The following is a 22521-nucleotide window of genomic DNA, read 5'->3' on the forward strand; positions in this document are numbered from 1 at the left end:
CAGTTTGTCGAGCGCGTGGACGTGGTCACCGGCGGCGTCTCGGCCGTCTATGGCTCGGATGCGATGACCGGTGTGGTCAACTACATCATCGACCACAAATTCAACGGCATCAAGGCTGACGCCAGCACCGGCGTCTCGCAGCTGGGCGATGCCAACAAGTACAACGCCAGCGTAGCCTGGGGCGCCAAGGTCGGCACGGGCCTGCACCTGGAGGCGGGGCTGGAATACCGCAAGGAAGACGGTATCGACCGCCGTTCGGACCGCGACTGGCTGAATCAGGCCGGCGTCACCGGCGCCGGCACCGCCGCCAATCCCTATGTCTTGCAAACCAATCTGCGGCAGAAGACCTTTCCGTTCGGCGGCCTGATTACCAGTGGCGCGCTGGCCGGACAAACCTTCAAGACCAATGGCGTACTGAGTCCCTTCGTTGCCGGCACGCCGACCGGTACCGCCGCGATTGAAGTGGGCGGCGACGGCGGCTACTGGGATTCCGGCCTGCTGGCGCAACTGGAAGCCAAACAGCTATTCGGCCGCGCCGACTACGACCTGCCGAACGACATCCACGCCTACGCGCAAGTCTCCGGCAACCTGAAGACCAACACCAGCTTCGCCGAAACCAATCAGCTCAACAACGTCTCCCTGCGCCGCACCAACGCCTTCCTGCCGGGCGACTATGCGGCGCTGATTCCCGCCTCGCAGCCCACCTTCGGCTTCAGCAAATTCATGAGCGACGTGCCACGCCTGACGGCCGATTCGGACTCCAAGCAATGGGTCTTCACCACCGGCGTGGAAGGCAAAGCGCGCGGCATCAAATGGGACGTGGACTACGTCTACGGCCGCGCCAAGCTGAGTACCGCCATGGCCAATGTGATCAACCGTCAGAAGCTGTCGGCCGCACTGGATGCGGTGAGCAGCGGCGGCAAGACCGTGTGCAACGTCACCGTCACCAATCCCGGCCTGGCCGACGACTGCGTGCCGCTCAACGTGTTCGGCCCGAATGCCGCGTCGGCGCAGGCCATCGACTACGTCACCGACACCGTACGCTTCGACTCCACCACGGTGATGAACGATATCTCCGGCCAGATCGCCGGCAGTCCCTTCGACAGCTGGGCGGGACCGGTCAACGCCGCCCTGTCGGCCGACTGGCGCGATATGTCCTTCAACTCGCACAGCAGTTCGCGGCCGATGGACCTGGTCAACTGCACCGGCCTGTCGCTGAACTGCACCGCCGGTGCCACCCGCACCGAATACGTGTTCGGCGAGAGCCCGCAAGGCGTCAGCCAGCGCGTGTGGGAAGTAGCGGGCGAAATGGATGTGCCGCTGTCCAAGCGCCTCAGCGCCAATGGCGCGGCGCGCTATACCTCATACAACACCAGCGGCAATTACGTGACGTGGAAAGTGGGCATGGACTGGAGCGTGACCGATACGCTGCGCATCCGCGCCACCCGCTCGCGCGATATCCGCGCGCCGACGCTGTACGATCTGTTTGCGCCGATCTCGCAAGTGCAGGTGCGGCCGACCGACCTGCTGACCGGCACCAGCCCCACCGTGCCGCAGATCGACGAATCCAATCCCAAGCTGACGGCGGAAATCGGCAATACCGTGACGCTGGGCGCGGTGTGGAAGCCGCTGCCGAAACTGAGCTTTGCGGCGGACGCCTACCGCATCAAGATTTCGGACGCCATCACTACCGTCTCCGGTTCCACGGCGGCGTTTCAGCAGGCCTGCTACCAGAGCGGCGGCACCTCACCCTACTGCGCGCTGCAAGTGCGGCCGAACGGCTACGCCGACAAGTCGGCCGCGAATGCGGTTACCGCGTGGGTCAACCGCAGCGTCAATATCTCGGAGATCGAAACCTTCGGGCTGGATTTGGAGGGCAACTACTCGGCCAAGCTGTTTGACCGACCGATGTCGCTGCGCGTGCTGACGGCGTGGCAGCCGCACGTCTACTATCGCCAGCCCGGCCTGGCGACGGTCGACCAGGGTGGCGTGGCGTTCGGCGCGGGCGGCATGGCGTCCACGCCGGCGGTGCGGGTGTCGGGCTACTTCCGCTTCCGGCCGATGAACGACTTCACCGTCGACATCTCGCAGCGCTGGCGCAGCGCCATGAAGCTGAGCGGCGATCCGGCCGAGGTGTGGGCCAACAACCATATGCGCTCTTTCGCCACCACCGGCGTCAACTTCGCCTACAAGCTGGATCTGGGCATGGGCGACGCACAGCTTTACTTCAACATCGAGAACCTGTTCGACGCCGAACCGCCGGTCGGCGCCTTCTCCGGCAACGGCACCCGCGCCGGCCTGCGCGACGGCTTCGCGTTGGCCGACGACCCGCGCGGCCGCTACTTCAGTATCGGCATCCGTTCGCTGTTCTAGCGGAAGTACGCTCAGCGCACCAGCCACATCCACGCGCTGAGCGTGAAGAAGGACGACACCATGCAGATCAGCAGCGCAGTGGCGCTGCGGTCTGCCTCGCCGTAGGCCTGGGCCAGGATGGGATAGATGCTCAGCATCGGCATGGCCGCCATCAGCAGCGCTGCGGCGCGCAGTTCGGGGCCCATCGGCGCCACGCCCAATAACGGCAGCAGCAGCGAGGAAATCAGCAGCACCGCCAGCGGGTGGCCAATCAGCTTGCCCGCGACCAGCGGCACCACGCGCTGCCAGCCGGCGCTCAGCGACAGCCCGACCAGCATGCCGCCGATGGCAAACAGCGATAGCCCGCCGCTGGCCTGTGCGAACAGGTTCACGCTGCGCACCACCGGCTGCGGCAGCGGAATCTGCGCCACGCTGATGACCAGCCCGGCCGTGACTGAAATCACCAGCGGATTTTTCATCAGCCGCTGCGCCGACTGGCGGATCACCTGATGCCAGGCGCCGCCACCACCGCTCTTGCCGTGTTCGGCCATCGCCAGCAGCAGCGGCAGCATCACCAGGTTTTCGACGATCACGTTCAGTCCCAGCGCCACGCCGGCCACCGGCGCCACCATCAGCATCAGGATCGGAAAGCCGATAAAGCTGCTGTTGGAGCACGACACGCCCATCGCCAGAAAGGTGCTGCGGACCAGGTTCAAGCCCAATAGCCGGCGGCCGATTACAAACGCCAGCGTCAGCATCAACAGCGAGCCGAACAGATAGGACAGCAGATAGCCGGGATGCAGGATGTCGCTGATATGCCGCTGCGCCAGCGCATTGAAGATCAGCGCCGGCAGCGCCAGGTTGAAGACGAATTTGCCGAATACCTGCATATCCGCGCGGGCAAACAGCCCACTGCGGGTGGCGATATAACCGGCGAGAACGACCAGATAGATTGGACAGGTGATGGCGAGGATTTCAAGCATAAGCCGCGTAGCATATCACCTTCGCGCGGCAGTCTAGCTCTCCCAGTACCCGCGGCGCATGGCGATCATCACCGCGTGGGTGCGGTCGCGGGCGTCGAGTTTTTGCAGGATGGTTTTCATGTGGGCCTTGATGGTGTCCTCGCTCAGGCCCAGCTGGGTGCCGGCGCGCTGGTTGGAGTTGCCGTCGGCGACCACGCGCAGCACCTGGATCTCGCGCTTGCTCAACGTATCCTGCTGGAAGCTGCTGGCCAGGCTACAGGCCAGTTGTGGCGCCAGTTGCTGCTGGCCGGCGTGCACCGACAGGATGTAGTGGCTCAACTCGGTGCGCGCCATATTCTTCAGGATGTAGCCGCTGGCGCCGGCCTTCAGTCCGCGCGCCACCTGCACTTCGCCGCCGTAGGTGGTCAGGATGATGATGCGGGCCTGCGGATTGATGTTGCGGATGGCGATGGTGGCGTCGATGCCGTTCAGGCCCGGCATCTGCAAGTCCATCAGCGTAACGTCGGGACGGAAGCGCTGATATAGCTCCAGAGCAAGATCGCCGTCGCAGGCCTCGGCCACCACCGCAAAGCGCGGGTCGGCCGCCAGCACCGCCGCGATGCCGCTGCGCAGCAAGGGATGATCGTCCGCGATCATCACACTGATTATTCCACTGCTTCTGTTGTTCATCGCCGCACTCCTGAATTGACACGCGCGAGACTAGCACCAGCCGGGGATTCCTTCATCACCCTATCGGGTATATGCCAGCGTGGCGGGCAGCACCAGCTGCCATTCGGTACCGCTCCCTTCACCACTGCGCAACACCAGCCTGGCCTTGATCCGGTCGGCACGCTCGGTCATGCCGCGCATGCCCCAGTGATGCTGGCGGCCGCCGTCGCGCAAAACGTCGGCGGCAATGCCGCCGCCATCATCGCGTACTGTACAGCGTAGCTCACGCGCGCCATATTGCAACTCGACTTCGATCCGCCCTGCCCCGGCATGGCGGTAGGCGTTGGCAATCGCCTCGGTGACGATGGCGAGCGCTTCTTCATGCATGGTGGGATCGAGCCGGCGCGGCGTGCCCACCAGGCTGAGCTGCACCGGCGGCGCGTCGTGCGGGCGCAGCCGGGTGGCGGCCGCCAGCACCGCATCCGGGAAGTTGGCCTTGCCGGCGTCTTCGCCGCGCAATCCGCGAATGCGGTCGCGGCCCTCGTCCACCACGTGATCGGCCTGCAGCAAGGCGGTTTCCAGCTGCTGACGGGTGCTGTCCTTGGCCGGCAGGGCCATGGTAGCGGCGTGCACATGCAGGATCAGCCCTTGCACCGATTGCAGCAGCGTGTCGTGCAGCTCGCGGGCGATGCGTTCCCGTTCGTTCACCCGTTCGCGCAGCCGGGTGGCCATCTGCCGGCGCAGACGGATCACGTGCCAGCGGTAGGCCAGGCAGGCCGCCGCCAGCAGCGTGGCCGTGCACAGCGTCCGGAACCACCAGGTTTCCGTGACGGCCGGCAAGATGGTGAACTGCACCGCAGTGGCGCCGGCCGGCCAGTGGCCGTTGTAATCCGATGCCGCCACCTGGAAACGGTGGTCGCCGGCGCCGAGGTTGCTAAGGTAGGCGCTGCGGCGGTTGCCGACTTCCTGCCAGTCGCCGTCGTTGAGCCGATAGCGGAACCGCAGCCGCTCCGGCATCGCCAGCGCCGGCAAGGTGTAGTCGATCTGTAGCGCCGAGGTACCGGGCACGAAGCGCGCCGCAGGGAGCGGTGGCGCCGCAACGCCGGGTACGCCCATGGTTTTGATGATCACCGGCAACGCCGGCGCCGGCGGCAGTTGCTCGGCGGGGTCGAGCCGGAACACGCCGGAGGAGCGCAGCACCCACAAGCGGCCATCGGTCCCCAGCACCAGCGACGGCGACGGCTCCATGCGCGGCGCCATGCCTTCCAGTCCATCCAGCTGGTCGAGGCGCTGGTACTGCACAGCATAATCGGGATCTTGCTGGAAGCGGGCGAGTTCGGCGCCGGTAATGCGGAACAGACCGGTGGCGGCGTTGAGCCACAACTCGCCGTTAGCCAGTTCGACGATGCCGGAGATGCCGTCGAAGGTCTCGCCGTGGGCGCCACGCAGCAGGTGGAAGCGCTCGCCGATGCGCAGCGCCAGGCCGTTGTCACCGCCGACCCACACATGCTGCCCGTGCAAATACAGCGCCATCACCAGGCCGATCGACAACCCTTCGGACGGGCCGTAGCTGCGCCACGATGCGCCATCGGCATGCACCACCCGGCCGTCGAAACATGCCAGCCACAGCCCTGCCCCATCGGCCCGGTCCATCAGGGCAATATCGCAGGGGTTGGCGATTTTTGCCCAGCTGCCGGCGACCGGCTGGTAGCGGTACAAGCCCTGCTGCCGCAGCCCCACCAGCAAGCTGCCATCGTGGTCCGCCAGCACGCGCGGCACCACCGGGCCGGCCACCTCCGGCGGCAAGGCGACGTCGCGCTGATCGCTGCCCTGCAACCGGCGCAAGGCGCGGTGGGTGGAGCCCCACAACACGCCATCGCTGGTGCGGGTGAACGAAGTCAGCATGGAGGACCAGCCTTGCCGGTTGGCCGGCCACAGCGGCGTGACCGTGGATTCGCCGCCGTCGCCGTCGCTGATGTGGTAGCCGCCGATCCAGGCGCCGCCCTGGTCATCGGCCAGGATGGCGCTGCCCATGACCGGCACTTCGACGCGGGTCAGCCGCCGGCGGCCGAAGCGGTCGATGCCGCCAGCGGTCGAGACCCAGATATTGTCCTCCTTGTCCTCGAACACGGCGCCGACGTAACGTCCGCTCATGCCCTGGGTCGGCGTGCTGCGAAAGATGCCGTGCCCGGTGCGGTATTCCACGCCCTCCTGCAGGCCGACCCACAAGGCGCCACGACGGTCGAACAGCAGGCTGGTGGGGTCGCCCATCTGATGCCACAGCCCGGACTGCGCATCCTGCGGGTGGCCCGCCACTTGACGGAAACGGCCATGCACGGCGTTCCAGCTGACCACGCTGTCATGGGCCAAATTGAACAGCACGCCGGTACCGCTGTCGGCGTCGGCCCGCTCAAAGCGCGTTGCGCCCGGCTTGAGGAAATACACCCCGGCATCGCCTTGCGCCCACAAGATGCCCAGGCGGTCGCGCATCAGCGTCTTGTAGGTCATGGCGGGCAAGTTCCATGCACTGCCTGCCGGCAGCCAACGCTCATGGTCCAGGTAGTACATGCCCAGCGGCGTCGCCGCCCACATGCGGCCGTTGCCATCCTGCTCCAGGCCCCAGACGGCGCGGCGCGGCAAGCCGTCGATCTCGCCATAATTGCGGATGCGGCCGTGCTGCAGGCGGGCGGCGCCGCCGGTGCGGTAGCCGATCCACAGCACGCCGTCGGCAAACGCGTTGACCAGGCTGAGGTTGCGGGTCAGCAGCGGCTCGTTGGATGGCACGAACTGTTCGAACTGGACGCCGTCAAAACGATACAGGCCAGTCGGCGCCGCCAGCCACAGCCAGCCATCGGTGGTCTGCGCCATCGACTGCACCAACGCCGGTGCGCCGTCGCGGGCGGTCCAGCTGGTGTGATGCAGGTTGATTGCCGGACGCACTTCGGCCGGCGCCTGGGCATGGCACACGGACGGCAACACGCAGCAGGACAGCATCACAAACAAGGCCAGTGCCTTGCCGTAAGCCGGCAATGGTCTCTTCATCACAGCGCAACCAACAATTAGTTGTAATTCGGAATTTGTTTGCTATTGGCGAATATTGTATAGAAATCACCCGATCGTGTGTATGTCCATTTCGGGCTGCTAGCTATGCTGTTTGCTTCACCAAATTGAGGAGGATTTATCATGCAAGCTACTTTTTCCAAGCTGCTGGCCATTGGCCTGCTGATGCTCGGCGTGGTCGCCGGGCCGGCCCACGCCGAGGCGCCGAAAAGCCAGTTCGCCGAAGTCAACGGCGTGCGGCTGCACTACCTGACGGCCGGCAAAGGCGATCCGATCATCCTGCTGCACGGCTATACCGAGTCGAGCCACATGTGGCTGCCGCTGATCGACAAGCTGTCGAAAGACCATCTGGTGATCGCGCCGGATTTGCGCGGCTTCGGCCAGTCCGGCTTGCCGCAAGGCCCGTACACCAAGTCGGTGATGGCGCAGGATGTGCACGCGCTGGCGACCAGCCTGGGCATCAAGTCGGCCAAGGTGGTCGGCCATGATATCGGCCTGATGGTGGCTTACGCTTACGCCGCCCAGTATCCGCAGGAAGTCAGCAAGATCGCGCTGATGGATGCCTTCCTGCCTGGCGTCGGCAACTGGAAAGATGTGTGGCTGCTGCGCGACCTGTGGCACTTCCACTTCTACGGCGAAACCCCGCTGGCCCTGGTCAAAGGCCGCGAGCGCACTTACTTCGAGCACTTCTGGAATGACTTTGCGGCCGACAAAACCAAGTCGCTGAGCGAAGCCGACCGCAAGTTCTACACCAACGAATATGCCCAACCAGGCCATATGCGCGCGGGCTTTGAAGTGTTCCGCGCCTTCGAGCAGGATGCCAAGGACTTCGCCGGCTACGCCAAAACCCCGCTGACGATGCCGATGCTGGTGCTGACCGGCGAGAAAGCCTCGGGCGAGTTCCTGATCCAGCAGGCACGCCTGGTGGACACCAATGTTGAAGGCGTGGTGATCAAGAACAGCGGTCACTGGCTGATGGAAGAAGCCACCGCGCAAGTCGTGCCGAAGCTGGTTGATTTCCTGAAGTGATGGTTAAGCTGGCGCGTTCGACGCCAGCGTTTTCAATGCCTGTTCCAGCTCCAGCTTGAGCGCCGCCAGGTGCGGCGCCAGCGCCTCCAGCTCGGCGGCGTCGGCCAGACGCTCGATCTTGGCGCAACGCGCGTGCAGCGAGTCGGCGCCAAGATAAGCCACTGCCCCCATCAGCCGATGGGCGGCCAGCGCGACTGCCGCAGCGTCGCCGTTATCCAATCCCTGTTGTGCGACGTCCAGCAAGCGCGGTCCTTCGATCTGGAAGGCGGCGCGCATGGCGCGGTACAGTTTGTCGCTGGAATCAGTCGTCGACGGCGCGGTGCGCGACGCTGCGCTCGACGCCGGTGCAGTCGTTACACCAAACATCGCGTCCAGCCTGGCCGGCATCGTGTGCAGGTCGGCGATCAACGGGCGGCCCTGCGCCAGCAGGGCATCCAGCTGGCGCGCGATTTCAGCATGCAAATCATTTTCATCAATCGGCTTGGGCAGGAAACCGTTGGCGCCGGCCGCCAGGAAACGCTGGCGGTCCTCCGGTCCGGCGTTGGCGGTCAGCGCGATCACCGGCACGGCGGGGTTGCGCACGCCGTCCCGCCCGGCGCGCAGGCGCTGCAAGGCGGCATAGCCATCCATGCGCGGCATGCGGTCATCCATAATCAGTAAATCATAGTCGCGCGCGGCCAGTTCTTCCAGCGCCGCCACGCCATCTTCGACGATGGTGATGGTGTGGCCCATGTAGCCCAGCAGTTCGCGCAGGATCAGCTGGTTGATGCTGCCGTCCTCGGCGCACAGCACCGCCAGGCTGGCCTTGTGCGGACGCAGCAGTTCAACCGGCGCGGCCGGCGCCGGCACGCCATGTTCCAGCGGCAGCAGTACGCTGAACACGCTGCCCACGCCCGGCTGGCTGGTGGCCTCGATCCGTCCACCCATTGCGGCCACGATATTCTTGCAGATGGCCAGGCCCAGGCCGGCGCCGCCGTATTTGCGCGAGGTGGCGGCGTCGGCCTGCTCGAATTTCTGGAACAGCCGGCCCAGCGCCTCGGCCGCGATGCCGATGCCGGTGTCGCGCACAGTGATGTCGATGCCCGACCCATCCTGCCCCGGCGCCACGCTGACGCACACCTCGCCACGCTCGGTGAACTTGATGCCGTTGCCGACCAGGTTGACCACCACCTGCCGCAGCCGCGTCGGATCGCCGCGCCACCAGACCGGCAGCGCCGGATCGACCTCCGCCACCAGCGAGATGCCCTTGGCCTCGGCCCGGTTGGCCAGCAGGTCGACCACATCGCGCAGCAAGGCCGGCAGGTCGAAGTCCAGATGCTCCAGCGGCATCTTGCCGGCTTCCAGACGCGAGAAATCGAGGATATCGTTAATGATTTGCAGCAGCACCTCGGCGTTGCTCAGGCTCAGGCGCAGCTTGTCGCGGGTGGCGTGCGGCAGGCTGGCGTCGCGCAGGGCCGAGCGCAGCATGCCGATGACGCCGCCCAGCGGCGTGCGCACCTCGTGGCTGATCATGGCCAGGAAGTCGCTCTTGAGTTGGTTGGAGACTTCGGCCGCCCGCCGCGCCGCCAGGGCTTCGGCATTTTGCGCGTGGACCGCGCGTTCGCGCACCAAGGCGCCGGCCAGTCCATGCAGCAGATACGAGCAGGACACGCACAATATGCTGGCCACCAGCAGGAAGTTGACGCTCAGGATGATCCAATGCGCCATCGGGCTGACCACCATCACCGCCAGGCCCGGCTCGATGCCGCCGACGTAGCCGGCCAGGAACAGCGTCGCAGTACAGCCAAGCAGCGCCAGCATGGCGGCCGTGCTGCCGATCAGCACCGTGCACAGCACCGGCACCGCCAGCAAATAGATTTGCGATAGCGGCCCCATCGCAAACAGCAGCATCACCGCCAGCAGGTAGGCGATGCCCAGCAAGGCCACGGCGCGCAGCCGATAAGCGATACTGCGCCGGTAATTCAGCACCACCATGCCGGCCAGCGCCACCACGTCGGTGACGATCAGCGGCCAGTGGCCCTGGCGCGCGCTACCCCAGATGCTGGGCAACATCGCCACCAACCCCAGCCAGAAGGCCACCGAACATAAACCATCCAGCAGCCGTTGGCGCCAGCCTTGCAAACCCTGGTCGCCGTGGTCGAGCGCCTGCAGGCGCCGTGACACGGCAGTACGCCAGGCTAGCAGCGGCGCCATGGGCATGGGTCAGCTCGCTTTGTTCAGCGCCGAGTGATGCCGCGCGTAGGTGAAGTACACGACCAGGCCGATCAGCAGCCAGATGATGAAGGCGATCCAGGTGACGGCGCTGAGGAAGATCATCAGCGCGCCGCAGAACAGGATGGCCAGCGCCGGGATCACCGGCACGCCAGGGCAGCGGAACGCCGGCTTCAGATCAGGACGCTGCTTGCGCAGCACGATCACCGCCACCGATACCAGGCAGAACGCCGCCAGCGTGCCGATGTTGGCCAGCTCGCCCAGCACTTGCAGCGGCACCAGCGCGCCCAGCAGGCCGAACACGATGCCGACCAGCCAGGTCGCCACGATCGGCGTGCCCTTGCCGTTCAGCGCCGACAGCTGCTTCGGCAGCAGGCCGTCACGCGACATGGCGTACAGCACGCGGGTCTGGCCGAACGCCATGACCAGGATCACGGTGCTCATGCCGAGGATGGCACCGACATCGACGAAACCGGCAACCCAGTTTTCACCGGCGAATTGCAGCGCCAGCGAGACCGGATGGTCGACGCCCTTGAATTGGGTGAACGGCACGATGCCGGTCATGATCAGGCTGACCACCACATACAGCACGGTGCAGACCGCCAGCGAACCGATGATGCCGATCGGCAGGTCGCGCTTCGGTTGCTTGACCTCTTCCGCCGCCGTGGTCACCGCGTCAAAGCCGATGAAGGCGAAGAACACCAGCGCCGCCGCGCTCATCACGCCGGTGCCGCCGTACGGCATGAACGGATGCCAGTTTGCCGGCGTCACATGGCGCACGCCGACGAAGATGAACAGCAGCACCACGGCGATCTTGATCACCACCATGATGTTGTTGATGCGGGCCGATTCGCGCACGCCCAGCGACAGCATGACGGTCAGCACCATCATGATCACGAACGCAGGCAGGTTGAAGAAGGTGGTCACGCCCGGCAGCGCGCCGGGGGCAGCGGACAGCGCCACCGGAATGTGCAGGCCGAATCCGCTGATGAGGGATTGGAAATAGCCGGACCAGCCGACCGACACGGCCGAGGTCACCAGGCCGTATTCCAGGATCAAGTCCCAACCAATCATCCAGGCGATGATTTCACCCAGGATGGCGTAACTGTAAGTATAGATACCGCCGGCAACCGGCAGGATGGAGGCGAACTCCGCGTAACACAGGGCGGCGAAGCCGCAGGCAAACGCGGCCACCACGAAGGACAGGGCCAATGCCGGGCCAGCGGTGGTGGCGCCACTGCCGGTCAACACAAAGATGCCGGTGCCGACAATCGCGCCGATACCCATCAGCACCAGGTCGACGGGGCCAAGAACTTTCCTCAGCCCGCCCGGCTTGGCGCTGGCTGCGCGCATTGCGTCGAAATCCTTGGTTCTAAAAATACTCACTGCTGCCTCCGTTGCTTTATTGAACATATTGCGCACACTTGAAGCGCGGCAGTATGACACAACCGAGGCCGAGCGGGCAGAATCAGCGGCCTGCAGCCGCCTTGGCGCGCGCTGCGTGCAGTTTTTTGTAGCTATCGAGCAACCGCTGGTGACGGTCCAGACCTTCCAGCTGCATGCTGGTCGGCGTCAGGCCGTAGAAGCGCACGCTGCCGTCCACCGAACCCAGCACCGCGTCCATGCGCTCGTTGCCGAACATGCGGCGGAAATTGACCACGTAGTCGTCCAGTTCCAGCTCGTCGTCCAGTTCCACTTCCAGCACCACGTTCAGCGCCTGATAGAACAGGCCGCGGTCGACCGTGTTGTCGTTGTATTGCAGGAAGGCGCCGACCAGCTCGTGCGCTTCGTCCAGCTGCTGCAAGGCCAGGTTGATCAGCAGCTTCAGCTCCAGCACGTTCAACTGGCCCCATTCGGTATTCTCGTCGAACTCGATGCCGATCAGGGTGGCGATGTCGCCGTAATCGTCCAGCTCGTTGTTTTCCAGACGGTCCAGCAGCGCTTCCAGCTGGGCGTCGTCCAGACGGTGCAGGTTCAGGATGTCTTCGCGGAACAGCAGCGATTTATTGGTGTTATCCCAGATCAGGTCTTCCACCGGATAGACTTCCGAATAGCCCGGCACCAGGATGCGGCAGGCGGTCGCGCCCAGCTGGTCGTAGACCGCCGTGTACACTTCCTTGCCCATGTCCTTGAGGATGCCGAACAAGGTCGCGGCTTCTTCGGCGTTGGCGTTTTCGCCCTGCGCCGAAAAGTCCCACTCGACGAAATCGTAATCGGCCTTGGCGCTGAAGAAGCGCCACGACACCACGCCGCTGGAATCGATGAAGTGCTCGACGAAATTGTATGGCTCGGTGACGGCTTCGCTGGCGAAGGTCGGACGCGGCAGGTCATTCAGGCCTTCAAAGCTGCGGCCCTGCATCAGTTCGGTCAGGCTGCGTTCCAGCGCCACTTCCAGGCTCGGGTGCGCGCCGAACGAGGCGAATACGCCGCCGGTGCGCGGGTTCATCAGCGTCACGCACATCACCGGGTATTGACCGCCCAGCGAGGCATCCTTCACCAGCACCGGGAAGCCCTGCTCTTCCAGGCCCTGGATGCCGGCCACGATGCCGGGATATTTCGCCAGCACTTCTTGCGGCACATCCGGCAAGGCGATTTCGCCTTCCAGGATCTCGCGCTTGACGGCGCGCTCGAAAATCTCCGACAGGCACTGCACTTGCGCCTCGACCAGCGTGTTACCCGCGCTCATGCCATTGCTGGCGTACAGGTTCTCGATCAGGTTGGACGGGAAATACACCGTCTCGCCGTCCGACTGGCGCGCGAATGGCAGCGCGCAGATGCCGCGTTGGACATTGCCGGAGTTGGTGTCGATCAGGTGCTTGCCGCGCAGTTCGCCGTCCGGGTTGTAGATGTCCAGCGTGTACTCGTCCAGCAAGCCGGCCGGCAGCTTGCTTTTCGGACCAGGCTTGAACCAGCGCTCGTTCGGATAATGCACGAACTCGGCGTTGGCAATGTCTTCGCCCCAGAAGGCACCGGCGTAGAAGTGGTTGTTGCTAATGCGTTCGATGTACTCGCCCAGCGCCGAGGCCAGCGCGCTTTCCTTGGTCGAACCCTTGCCGTTGGTGAAGCACATCGGCGAGTGGGCGTCGCGGATATGCAGCGACCACACGTTCGGCACGATATTGCGCCACGAGGCGATTTCAATCTTGATGCCCAGGCCGGCCAGCAAGCCGGACATATTGGCGATGGTCTGCTCCAGCGGCAGGTCCTTGCCGGCGATGTAGGTGCTGGTGTCGGCGCCCGGGCTGACGGTCAGCAGCGCTTGGGCGTCGGCGTCCAGGTTGGCAACTTCCTCGATGATGAAGTCCGGGCCTTCCTGCACCACTTTTTTCACCGTGCAGCGGTCGATCGAGCGCAGGATGCCGATGCGGTCTTTTTCGGAAATGTCTTCCGGCAGCTCGACCTGGATCTTGAAGATCTGCTTGTAGCGGTTTTCCGGGTCCACGATATTGTTCTGCGACAGCCGGATATTTTCGGTCGGGATATTGCGCGTGTTGCAGTACAACTTGACGAAGTACGCCGCGCACAGCGCCGACGACGCCAGGAAGTAATCGAACGGACCGGGCGCCGAGCCGTCGCCTTTATAGCGAATCGGCTGATCGGCAATTACCGTGAAGTCGTCGAACTTGGCTTCGAGACGCAGCTTGTCGAGAAAATTGACCTTAATTTCCATGGGGGGAATTCCGAAAAAGAAATGCAAAAAGGGCAGCCACCTGGGCTACCCCTGAGTCGAACTGCCTGATAAATCAATGGCTTAGCAGTATATCACTGTTAGACCAAGCGGCAAATTAAAGAATGCTTTAAGATGGATTTCGGTATTAAAGGAATCTTTAAAATGCCACGCTCGACTGGAACCTTGGTGATGACGACAACGCTAGGCGAACGCGTCCGGGCATTCGTACCGCACCCGATGCCGCCGGATGCGCCACCGCTCGCCGCCGATTGCTACGCTGCCGCCAACCATGCCGCCGAACTCGCTCTGGCCAGGTTGAGTGGCGTCGCTGGCCTGGTGCCCTCAGAGAAGTGGCTCTTGTATGGCGCCGTGCGCAAAGAGGCATTGCTAACCTCCCAGATTGAAGGAACACTGGCAACGCTTGAAGACTTGTTCGAAGACGAAGCCGGCATGGACGTAGACAATGCCGACGACGTGGAGGAAGTCAGCAATTACCTGCGCGCATTCCACTTTATACATGACAACCTTCAGGCGGAACACGGCCTCCCCATCAGTGTGCGCTTGATCAGTGACATCGCCTGTTGCTGGACGGCGTTCGTGGCGCCGGCAAACAGCCCGGCGAATTACGACATACACAAAACTGGCTGGGCGGCACGCGTCCCGGCAATGCGGTGTTCGTTCCGCCACCGCCAGAGCGCTTGCTGGAATTGCTGGGCGACCTGGAGCGCTTCATCCACGCCGACAACGGCGGCCTGCCGCCACTGGTCAAAATCGGATTGGTTCACGCCCAATTCGAAACTATCCATCCTTTCCTGGACGGTAACGGCAGGATCGGCCGCCTCCTCATTTCCGCATTGCTGGAACACTGGCGCTTGATGCAAGCGCCGTTGCTGTACATCAGCGGCTATCTGAAAGAGCACCAGGCTGAATACTATCGTTTGCTGTCCGCCATCCGCACGGAAGGTAACTGGGAAGCATGGATTGTTTTCTTCCTTGAAGGAGTCACCATTGCTGCCGCTCAAGCGGAGCGCAACATCGTCGATCTGGCGACGTTGATCGCCCATGACCGGCGCCGGTTGCTGGCGTCCTCTGCTCCCAGCGCTGCCGCCTACCGCCTGTTCGAAACACTACCCATGATGCCGCGCTTCACCGTCGAACAAGTCAAGCAGCGGCTGGATACAAGTTATCCGACCGCCAACGCCGCCGTGAAAACCTTGACGGACTTGGGCATCGTGCAGGAAATGACTGGTCAGCGCAAGAATCGAAGCTTTGGCTATCCGGCGTACATCGAATTACTCTCTTCTTGATACGCTACTTGCCAGGCGCTGCTTCGGCGGCCAGCGTTTGCGCCAGCGTGACGCGGGCCTTGGCGGCGTAGTTGCGGCAGGCGTCGGTATCGATGAAGGCGGCATCGCCGAGCGCCGCCTGTTTGGCTTTGCGTTCCCATAGGCCGCCTAGCTCCGGGTGCGCGGAGATGAGCACATCGCACGGCAATGCGGCAACGGTGGCGATCGAGCGCTCGACGTCCGCCTGCGCGTGCGGATACAACGGATTGCGGCTGAAATACCGACCCTCGGCGGCCAACGCGTACAGGCTGTCGGCAAACACCACGTTCACGGTGCGGCCGCCCTCCTCTGCTTTCCAGGTCCAGCTAATGCCGCCCTGCGTGTGTCCCGGCGTGAAGTGCGCGGTCACTGCCAGCGGACCAAGGTGGACGATTTCGCCGTCGCGCACGGCACGCGTGTGTGCGATCGGCGACATCGGCGTCAGGTTGGGAAACTGTGCATCGGCTGGATCAGGCTGGCCGCTCTCCAGCACCTTCACAGAGGCCGCGCTGGCCAGCACTGTCGCGCCGCTCAGTTTCTGCAAATCGGCAATCGCGCCCGCATGATCCTGGTGCGCGTGCGAATTCAGGATGTAGCGAATGTCTTCGACGCGGAAGCCGAGCTGGCGGATATGCGCCGCCACCTGCTCGGTCGCCTCCGGTCCGCCAACATCCACCAGGATGTGTCCCGCCGACGAGGTAATCAGCACCGCACTGATTCCGCCGGTGCCGACGTAATAGGTATTCCCATACAGCGGGAACGGCTCCTGTGGCGCATACCAGTCTGCCGCCTTGGCAGTGATGAGACATGCGGCTGCCAGCGTGATACATCCAAGAATTTGCTTTTTCATTTGCGAAGATAACTAAAAAGTCGCCATGTGACGGATATCGCAATAATGCGACAAGTGTCGCATTTCGTCAAGCCACCTTTTGTCAGGCGTTATATGCCCAATTGCCGGCCTGACCAAGCGCCTGCAAAAAAGCCTGGCGACCAGTTCCTGCCAGCCACTCGCGCAGCGAGCGCATCTCCGGATTCATTTCCCGCAGCGCGTCGAAATCGGCACTGCCCGCCAGCCGGCCGGCATCAACCAGCGCGGTCAACTTGCTCAGGAAAGGATTGGCGGCCAGCACGTCATCGCCAAACCGCGCGTAGGTGATGGCGCGGCCAGCCACCTCGCTGAAGGCCGCTGCCAACTCGCGTCCAGTGACCGCGTCGCTGGCGATTTCGATCGTCGCGCCGGCGAATTTTTCGACGTCTGCAAAAATCGCGGCCACGTACTTGCCGATGTCTTCCACCGCCAACAACTGGATAGCCTGATCCGGCTGCACGAAGAAATTGAACTGGCCCTGGTCGAGTCCAAATCCCGGCATCACCAGAATTTCCATGAATGCCACCGGACGAATGATGGTGGCCGCAATCGGTAACGTACGGATATGCGCCTCAATGCGCGCCTTGCTGTCGAAATGCCCCAAACCGCTAGGCGTCTCACGGACAGCACCGCCCGAACTGTAAACCAGATGGCCGACGTCGGCTTCTGCCGCCACGTTCGCGATAGCGATGCCGAAGCGCACCTCGTCCTCGTCGCTGACCGTGCCGCCAGGCGAACTAGGTTGCACGCTGAAGACGCCATAAACACCCTGCATTGCGGCGCGAATCGAAGCGACATCATCGAAGTCTCCGCGCACGACATCAACGCCCGCTTCGGCCAGCGCAACCGACTTCGGCGCCGCCACGTCACGCACCAATGCGCGCACTTTCCAGCCCGCCTTGAGCAGCGCCGCTGCGACCGAACCGCCCTGCTGACCCGTCGCGCCAAAGACCAGAATAGATTTACCGTCCGACATGGAATTCCCTTGTGAATGAATGAGGGTTACCAATATATACTGGCAAAAATACCTCCACAAGACGGCACATTTTTCTACCTCAGGCACAAGGATGATACTTTTGGAAAAGACGATAAACGGGCGAACCTATGAAGAAACGGCAGCCGGCCCAAGGTTCAAAGCCTGCGCGCCGCACAACGTTCTGGCCCGGCTTGGCGACAAGTGGACGATACTCGTTCTCTCGCATCTGGCCGTGTCGCCAGGCCACCGGCTGCGGTTCTCCGAACTCAAACGAGGCATCGAAGGCATCACCCAGCGCATGCTGACACTGACGGTCCGCAACCTCGAACGCGACGGTCTGGTCAAGCGACATTACTACCCGGAAGTGCCGCCGCGCGTGGAATACGAATTAACCGAGATGGGCAAAGGAATGCTTCCCGCGCTGGAAGGCTTCACCTCATGGATTCGGGACAACTGGCCGCAGATTGAACACTGCCGCCGCGCCTACGATGCCGAACACGACGGCGATGCGGCTGGCGATTCCAGCACAAATTGATGCACGTCGTGCCAGCCGTGGCCCACCGGCTGCGCGTGGCGCATGGTCTTTTCAAGCCGCATCCCCAGGCGCTCGCACAAGCGAATCGAGCGCAGGTTGTGGGCACTCATGGACGCCGTTACGCGTTGCAACTTGCGTTCGTTGAACGCATAGTCGAGCAGCAGCTTTGCCGCTTCGGTCGCATAGCCGTGGCCGCAGAACGCCTGATTCATCGACCAGCCGATATCGCCCGTCTGCTTGGTTGCCGACTCGATATAAATGCCAACTTCGCCTATCATGCGCTGGTCCTCGCTGCGCTCAACTGCAAACATGATCCAGCAATTATCGGCATCATCGGCGAGGTTGGATTGCGCCAGCAGAAACGCCGCTGCATCGGCTGCTTGCATTGGTTGAATCGGTTGTAGGCGCAAATTTTCGGCATCATTACGATAGTCCAGAAAAGCTTGCAGATCAGCCGCATGCGGGCGGCGAATGATGATGGTCATTGCGATCAAATCCTGTGTTATTGAGAAGGTATATACTAAATTTATGCAAAAAAGAACTATTGGACTAATTGGTGGCATTGGATGGGCATCAACCCATGATTACTATCGGCTGCTCAACGAAGCTGTTGCTGCGCGCATGGGAGTTGAACATAGCGCGCGCATCATTCTGACCAGCATGAATCAGTACGACTTCGCTGCGCGGGTCGAGCAAACCGTGCCGCAAACCATCCAGCAATTTATCATTCAAGAAGGCCAGCGCCTCAAAGCGGCTGGCGCTGATTTCTTCCTGATTTGCGCCAACGGCGCGCACCGCTTTGCTGCTGACGTGGTGCCGAAAATCGGACTGCCTTTTGTGAGCATCGTCGACGAAACGGCGGCGCATGTGCAGCGCTCCGGCATTAAAAAAGTAGGACTGCTGGGCGTCAAGCCAACCATGACCGGCAATTTTTATCACCGCACGCTCGCCGACCTGGGCGTTGAGACGATCGTCCCCGAGGCGGCGGACCAGGATATTCTTCACGAGATCATCTATAGCGAATTGGTGCATAACCGCGTCGAAGAAAACAGCCGCAAGGTTTTTGTGGACATCATCGACAAGTTGCAACAGCGCGGCGCGGACGGCGTCATCCTGGGATGCACCGAGTTGCCATTGATCATTCGCCAGTCCGATGTGAACATTCCTATTTTTAATACGACAGAAATTCACTGCGAGGCGGCGATTAAATTTGCCTTTGAAGACTGACCGAAAAACATCAAAGTCCCATCTCCTGTAGCCACGTAATCAGCTCCGACTGAACGCTGCCGGCGGTTGGCGCAGTCTGCGTCACCAGGCAATAGTTGGAGCCGTCTTCCACAAAGCCAAGCGGCGCGACCAGAGCGCCGCTTGCGATGTCGTCGCGCACCAGATGCCACGGGCCGATGGCGACGCCAATACCGGCAACCGCTGCTTGCAGGCTGAAATAGAAATGCTCGAAGGTCTGGCCAGTCTTGCGCGTCACCGGCAGCCCCGCCGCTGACGCCCATTCGGCCCATGCCTCCGGCCGCGTCTGGGTGTGCAAGCGTGGCGCGTCCCGTTTCAACGCAGCGCCGGTCCGGCCGCTGGAAAACCATTCAGCCGCTTTGTCAGGCCGGCAAACCGGGCCAACCTTTTCCGCGAACAGGGGCACGGCATGGTAATCGGCCGACCACACAAAGTCGTCGCGGCGGATGACCAGGTCGATGCCGCTGTCAAAAGAAAACGGCCCGCCGGCGGCCACCAGATGAATCGCCGCATCAGGCTGTCTGGCCTGAAAATCCGGCCAGCGCGGAATCAGCCAGCGCATCAGCAAGGTCGGTTCGCACGACAGCACCAAACTCTGGCCACGGCGCGCTTCGGTACGCACTTCGTGCGCGGCGCGGCGCATCAGGCCCAAGCCGTCTTGCACCGCCTGGGCAAGCTTGCGGCCGGCGTCCGTCAGGAAAACGCGACGGCTGCGGCGCTCGAACAAGGGCAGCCCCAGTTCATCTTCCAGCAGCCGAACCGCGCGGCTAACGGCGCTGTGCGTAACGTATAGCTCATCCGCAGCGCGGCTGAAATTCTCATGGCGTGCTGCTGCCTCGAAACAGCGCAAGGCGATCAGGGACGGCAATCTGGTTTCAATCATCTGTGCGTTCAACTCACAATCCCTGTCAGAAATCATCGCTATACCCGCTATCCCGCTCCCACTAAGATTACAGCATTGTTGCATTCATGGAGAAGGAAACACAATGTCCGAATTGATCGTTGTAGTCACAATCACTTTACTGGCCGTCATTAGTCCCGGCCCCGACTTCGCGATGGTCACGCGCAACAGCCTGATGCTGACCCGGCGCGCTGGCGTGCTGACCGCACTGGGCATCGGACTAGGCGTGACAGTCCACGTCAGCTATACGCTGCTGGGGATCGGCTTGCTGATCAGCCGGTCGCTGTGGCTGTTTCATTCGATCAAGCTGGTCGGAGCGGTGTATCTGGTTTATTTGGGCATCAAGATGCTCCGCGCGCAGCCGGCGCAGCAGCAAACGCAGGCCACGGCAGCATCGCTATCCGATTGGGATGCGCTACGGACCGGTTTCCTGACCAATGTGCTGAATCCCAAGACCACCATTTTCATCGTCAACCTATTCATGCAGGCGGTGCGGCCGGACACGCCGCTACCGATACAAATCGGCTACGGCGTCTTCATCGCGCTGGCCCATGCAGGCTGGTTCAGCCTGGTGGCGCTTTGCTTTTCCGCCGATACGGTCCGCGCTCGCCTGCTGGCGGCGCGGCGCCGGATCGACCAGACCTTTGGCTGCCTGCTGGTGGGCTTCGGCGCGCTGCTTGCGATCAGTTCGTCAAAGTGATATCGCCGCGATGCGCCACGAAGAAGGTGGCGTCGGTCAGCGCCAGCGCATCGTGGATGTCGCCCTCTTTCAGCAGCAAGGTATCGCCCGCCGACAATTCGACATCGCCGAAACGGATACGGCCGCTCAGCATCAGGATTTGTTCCCAGCCGTTATGGTCGTGCATGGGGAAGCGGGTGCCTTCGGTGAACTGGACGAAGTAACTGCCATCTTCATTTTCATTCCACACGTTGGCAACACGCATGCCGGAAATCTCGGTGTCATTCCATTGTCGGGTTTGTTGTCGTTCCAAAATCATGATGTTGTTCCTTGAGGAGGTTGGCTAAGGAACGTGAGGTTGCCGTTTCCACGCCAGCGTCGTCAAGAAATTCCAGCCGACTCGGGTAATCACCCGATGGCCGTCAAGACCGGTTGTCACTGAAGGCTTGCAACAGTCCCTGGATCGAGGCGTTGAGTTCTTTTAGCTGCGCCACCTTCAGGCCGGTCGAATCTTGCAAGATGTCCGTCAGCGTACAACGGCCCTGCAATGCCCGGCCCGCTTCGCTCAAGGTCACCAGCACTTGCCGATCATCCAGAGGATTGCGCTGGCGCGTCAGCATGCCTGCCGCTTCCAGCCGTTTGATCAGCGGCGTGATGTTGCTGGACTCCAGCGTCAGGCGTTGCGCGATCTCGCCGACCGTCCGTCCATCTTTCTCCCACAGGGAGTTCAGCACCAGAAACTGCGGATAGGTAATGCCCAGCTCATCGAACAGCGACTGATAGGCGCGGCCGATTTCCAGATTGGCGCGATAGAGCGAAAAGCATAGCTGCTCTTCCAGCATGGTGGTCTTAGATTTAGGCATGAGTTCAGTCTTCCTGAAAATACTTATCGTGACATATTTTACTGGACATCTGAATTGACCGCAGATATAGTAAGTACATATCGCGATATCATTTATCGTGACACCAATAAAAGGACTCCATGAAGCACGTAATGCGGCTTGCGGACTGCGAGCGTTCGCTGGCGTTTGTTGGCGGTCTCAGCGGTGGACATACCGGGCAACTCGGCGTGAACATTCTGCGTGCCGTGACATCATGCTCAGCACCGGCGCTGGCTGACAAGATGCAATTACTGAACCGCAATGACGCACTGGCTGCTATGCGCGGGCTGATTCTGGAGATGCGTGGCCTATCGTATTCGCCGATAGTCATGGACAACGCATTCCCAGCCTGGGCCTGCAATCCAAAGGCGCGGCGCTCGGAAACGGTGTCGATGGAACTGATGGCGGACCTCATCGATTTGCAGCAGCCCTGGTTATGCGGCCATTCGCGCCGTGTAGCCGTCGCCAGCCGTGACGCCGCCATTCGCCTTGGACTGGATGCGCCGACGCAGCAACGCTGCTATCGTGCCGGGCTGGTGCACGGCATCGGCCGCGGCGCTGTGCAAAGTGAACTGTGGAACGCAGCCCGGCCGCTGCCGCCGGCGGTACGGGAGCGTTTGCGGATCGCGCCGTATTGGACCTTGCGCGCGCTTCGCGAAATAAAAGGGATGGCGGTAGAGGCAGAAATCGCCTCCTACGCCGGTGAACGGCTAGATGGTTCAGGCAACTTTCGCGGCGCCATCGGCGCCGCCATACCGATTGAAGGCCAGGTGCTGGCCGCAGCATCGGCCTGGATCGCCCTGCAGTCGGCCCGTCCGTGGCGGCCAACGTTTTCCGTGGCGATGGCGGGCGATGAGCTGGCCAAGGAAGCAAACGCGGGACGCTTTCATCCCGGCGTAGTCGATGCCTTGCGTTTCATGCCGACGATGCCGGAAGCACTCCCCTCCTCCAGGATCAGTCTGAGCGAACGGGAGGCTGATGTCCTGCAAGCCATCAGCCGGGGCCACACCAACAAGGAAGCGGCGCGCTTGCTGGGCATTAGTCCACGCACCGTCAGCACGCATATGGAAAGCGCGTTCCGCAAATTGAATTGCACCACACGCGCGGCGGCAGCGCTCAAGGCCGTCACCCTGAGACTAATTTGACGACAAGGAATGA

General features: G+C 62.5%; 19 protein-coding genes and 1 pseudogene. 8 read left to right on the plus strand and 12 right to left on the minus strand.

Annotated elements, in window-relative coordinates:
• The first annotated feature begins 15 nt into the window (after positions 1 to 15).
• A complete protein-coding gene (locus GTP69_RS31460; RefSeq protein ID WP_371868097.1) occupies positions 16 to 2373 on the plus strand; it encodes a TonB-dependent receptor domain-containing protein in 2358 nt (785 codons plus the stop codon).
• A gap of 11 nt (positions 2374 to 2384) precedes the next feature.
• Here the strand turns inward: GTP69_RS31460 and GTP69_RS23955 are convergent, their stop codons facing one another.
• From GTP69_RS23955 to GTP69_RS23965, 3 genes are read right to left on the minus strand one after another with little or no spacing between them, the layout of a single operon-like run.
• Complete coding sequence (locus GTP69_RS23955; protein ID WP_161057227.1) at positions 2385 to 3335, minus strand: AEC family transporter; 951 nt, start codon at positions 3333 to 3335, stop codon at positions 2385 to 2387.
• A 33-nt stretch (positions 3336 to 3368) separates the two neighbouring features.
• The gene (locus GTP69_RS23960; RefSeq protein WP_229261131.1) at positions 3369 to 4004 is read right to left on the minus strand and encodes a response regulator; all 636 of its coding nucleotides are present in this window, start codon (positions 4002 to 4004) and stop codon (positions 3369 to 3371) included.
• Positions 4005 to 4064: 60 nt separating this feature from the next.
• Positions 4065 to 7025 (minus strand): sensor histidine kinase, encoded by a 2961-nt coding sequence (locus GTP69_RS23965; protein WP_161057228.1) that lies wholly within the window; start codon positions 7023 to 7025, stop codon positions 4065 to 4067.
• A gap of 141 nt (positions 7026 to 7166) precedes the next feature.
• Between GTP69_RS23965 and GTP69_RS23970 the strand changes: the two genes are divergently transcribed.
• A complete protein-coding gene (locus GTP69_RS23970) occupies positions 7167 to 8072 on the plus strand; it encodes an alpha/beta fold hydrolase (protein WP_161057229.1) in 906 nt (301 codons plus the stop codon).
• Between the two features lie 3 nt (positions 8073 to 8075).
• On the opposite strand, the gene GTP69_RS23975 is transcribed toward GTP69_RS23970, so the two are convergent.
• The 3 genes from GTP69_RS23975 to GTP69_RS23985 all read right to left on the minus strand — a co-directional run bounded on the left by GTP69_RS23975 (position 8076) and on the right by GTP69_RS23985 (position 13953).
• Positions 8076 to 10271, minus strand: a complete 2196-nt coding sequence (locus GTP69_RS23975; RefSeq protein WP_161057230.1) for an ATP-binding protein — start codon at positions 10269 to 10271, stop codon at positions 8076 to 8078.
• 3 nt (positions 10272 to 10274) lie between these two features.
• Positions 10275 to 11669, minus strand: a complete 1395-nt coding sequence (bcaP, locus tag GTP69_RS23980) for a branched-chain amino acid transporter BcaP (protein ID WP_371868091.1) — start codon at positions 11667 to 11669, stop codon at positions 10275 to 10277.
• A gap of 82 nt (positions 11670 to 11751) precedes the next feature.
• Positions 11752 to 13953: an OsmC domain/YcaO domain-containing protein gene (locus GTP69_RS23985; protein WP_161057231.1), complete on the minus strand. Its 2202-nt coding sequence runs from the start codon at positions 13951 to 13953 to the stop codon at positions 11752 to 11754.
• A 237-nt stretch (positions 13954 to 14190) separates the two neighbouring features.
• Between GTP69_RS23985 and GTP69_RS31465 the strand changes: the two are divergent.
• Positions 14191 to 14403 (plus strand): annotated as a pseudogene (locus GTP69_RS31465) (Fic/DOC family N-terminal domain-containing protein); the annotation flags it as partial.
• Between the two features lie 131 nt (positions 14404 to 14534).
• On the plus strand, positions 14535 to 15260 hold the full coding sequence (locus tag GTP69_RS31470) for a Fic family protein (RefSeq protein ID WP_229261133.1): 726 nt from the start codon (positions 14535 to 14537) through the stop codon (positions 15258 to 15260).
• A 4-nt stretch (positions 15261 to 15264) separates the two neighbouring features.
• Here the strand turns inward: GTP69_RS31470 and bla are convergent, their stop codons facing one another.
• Both bla and GTP69_RS24000 read right to left on the minus strand, forming a co-directional pair.
• Entirely contained in the window at positions 15265 to 16128 is an 864-nt protein-coding gene (gene bla, locus GTP69_RS23995; protein ID WP_161057232.1) for a subclass B3 metallo-beta-lactamase, read from the minus strand.
• 82 nt (positions 16129 to 16210) lie between these two features.
• Complete coding sequence (locus GTP69_RS24000) at positions 16211 to 17122, minus strand: NmrA/HSCARG family protein (protein WP_161057233.1); 912 nt, start codon at positions 17120 to 17122, stop codon at positions 16211 to 16213.
• Between the two features lie 100 nt (positions 17123 to 17222).
• Here GTP69_RS24000 and GTP69_RS24005 point away from each other — a divergent pair, with 100 nt between their 5' ends.
• On the plus strand, positions 17223 to 17657 hold the full coding sequence (locus GTP69_RS24005) for a winged helix-turn-helix transcriptional regulator (RefSeq protein WP_161057234.1): 435 nt from the start codon (positions 17223 to 17225) through the stop codon (positions 17655 to 17657).
• Here the strand turns inward: GTP69_RS24005 and GTP69_RS24010 are convergent.
• On the minus strand, positions 17606 to 18142 hold the full coding sequence (locus GTP69_RS24010) for a GNAT family N-acetyltransferase (protein ID WP_161057235.1): 537 nt from the start codon (positions 18140 to 18142) through the stop codon (positions 17606 to 17608). The genes GTP69_RS24005 and GTP69_RS24010 overlap by 52 nt on opposite strands.
• Between GTP69_RS24010 and GTP69_RS24015 the strand changes: the two genes are divergently transcribed.
• Positions 18129 to 18884, plus strand: coding sequence for an aspartate/glutamate racemase family protein (locus GTP69_RS24015; protein ID WP_161057236.1), 756 nt, complete (start codon positions 18129 to 18131; stop codon positions 18882 to 18884). The genes GTP69_RS24010 and GTP69_RS24015 overlap by 14 nt on opposite strands.
• Before the next feature lie 10 nt (positions 18885 to 18894).
• Here GTP69_RS24015 and GTP69_RS24020 read toward each other — a convergent pair whose 3' ends face one another.
• Positions 18895 to 19821: a LysR family transcriptional regulator gene (locus tag GTP69_RS24020; RefSeq protein ID WP_161057237.1), complete on the minus strand. Its 927-nt coding sequence runs from the start codon at positions 19819 to 19821 to the stop codon at positions 18895 to 18897.
• Positions 19822 to 19888: 67 nt separating this feature from the next.
• Here GTP69_RS24020 and GTP69_RS24025 point away from each other — a divergent pair, with 67 nt between their 5' ends.
• Entirely contained in the window at positions 19889 to 20503 is a 615-nt protein-coding gene (locus GTP69_RS24025; protein ID WP_161057238.1) for a LysE family translocator, read from the plus strand.
• Here the strand turns inward: GTP69_RS24025 and GTP69_RS24030 are convergent.
• Entirely contained in the window at positions 20487 to 20801 is a 315-nt protein-coding gene (locus GTP69_RS24030; protein WP_161057239.1) for a cupin domain-containing protein, read from the minus strand. The two genes, GTP69_RS24025 and GTP69_RS24030, sit on opposite strands and share 17 nt — an antisense overlap.
• Before the next feature lie 103 nt (positions 20802 to 20904).
• Positions 20905 to 21345: a MarR family winged helix-turn-helix transcriptional regulator gene (locus GTP69_RS24035; RefSeq protein ID WP_161057240.1), complete on the minus strand. Its 441-nt coding sequence runs from the start codon at positions 21343 to 21345 to the stop codon at positions 20905 to 20907.
• A gap of 119 nt (positions 21346 to 21464) precedes the next feature.
• Here GTP69_RS24035 and GTP69_RS24040 point away from each other — a divergent pair, with 119 nt between their 5' ends.
• The gene (locus GTP69_RS24040; protein ID WP_161057241.1) at positions 21465 to 22508 is read left to right on the plus strand and encodes an HD domain-containing phosphohydrolase; all 1044 of its coding nucleotides are present in this window, start codon (positions 21465 to 21467) and stop codon (positions 22506 to 22508) included.
• Positions 22509 to 22521: the final 13 nt, after the last annotated feature.

This window comes from Duganella levis, from assembly GCF_009857605.1.
GTDB classification, from domain to species: domain Bacteria; phylum Pseudomonadota; class Gammaproteobacteria; order Burkholderiales; family Burkholderiaceae_D; genus Rugamonas; species Rugamonas levis.

Bases quoted from the DNA above. Each gene is read 5' to 3' on its own strand.
- GTP69_RS23960 (WP_229261131.1), bottom strand. From the start codon at position 4,004: ATGAACAACAGAAGCAGTGGAATAATCAGTGTGATGATCGCGGACGAT.
- GTP69_RS24000 (WP_161057233.1), bottom strand. From the start codon at position 17,122: ATGTCGGACGGTAAATCTATTCTGGTCTTTGGCGCGACGGGTCAGCAG.
- GTP69_RS24025 (WP_161057238.1), top strand. From the start codon at position 19,889: ATGTCCGAATTGATCGTTGTAGTCACAATCACTTTACTGGCCGTCATT.
- GTP69_RS23985 (WP_161057231.1), bottom strand. From the start codon at position 13,953: ATGGAAATTAAGGTCAATTTTCTCGACAAGCTGCGTCTCGAAGCCAAG.
- GTP69_RS23970 (WP_161057229.1), top strand. From the start codon at position 7,167: ATGCAAGCTACTTTTTCCAAGCTGCTGGCCATTGGCCTGCTGATGCTC.
- GTP69_RS24040 (WP_161057241.1), top strand. From the start codon at position 21,465: ATGAAGCACGTAATGCGGCTTGCGGACTGCGAGCGTTCGCTGGCGTTT.
- GTP69_RS24020 (WP_161057237.1), bottom strand. From the start codon at position 19,821: ATGATTTCTGACAGGGATTGTGAGTTGAACGCACAGATGATTGAAACC.
- GTP69_RS24010 (WP_161057235.1), bottom strand. From the start codon at position 18,142: ATGACCATCATCATTCGCCGCCCGCATGCGGCTGATCTGCAAGCTTTT.
- GTP69_RS24015 (WP_161057236.1), top strand. From the start codon at position 18,129: ATGATGATGGTCATTGCGATCAAATCCTGTGTTATTGAGAAGGTATAT.
- GTP69_RS23965 (WP_161057228.1), bottom strand. From the start codon at position 7,025: ATGAAGAGACCATTGCCGGCTTACGGCAAGGCACTGGCCTTGTTTGTG.
- GTP69_RS23975 (WP_161057230.1), bottom strand. From the start codon at position 10,271: ATGCCCATGGCGCCGCTGCTAGCCTGGCGTACTGCCGTGTCACGGCGC.
- bla (WP_161057232.1), bottom strand. From the start codon at position 16,128: ATGAAAAAGCAAATTCTTGGATGTATCACGCTGGCAGCCGCATGTCTC.
- GTP69_RS24035 (WP_161057240.1), bottom strand. From the start codon at position 21,345: ATGCCTAAATCTAAGACCACCATGCTGGAAGAGCAGCTATGCTTTTCG.
- GTP69_RS24030 (WP_161057239.1), bottom strand. From the start codon at position 20,801: ATGATTTTGGAACGACAACAAACCCGACAATGGAATGACACCGAGATT.
- GTP69_RS23955 (WP_161057227.1), bottom strand. From the start codon at position 3,335: ATGCTTGAAATCCTCGCCATCACCTGTCCAATCTATCTGGTCGTTCTC.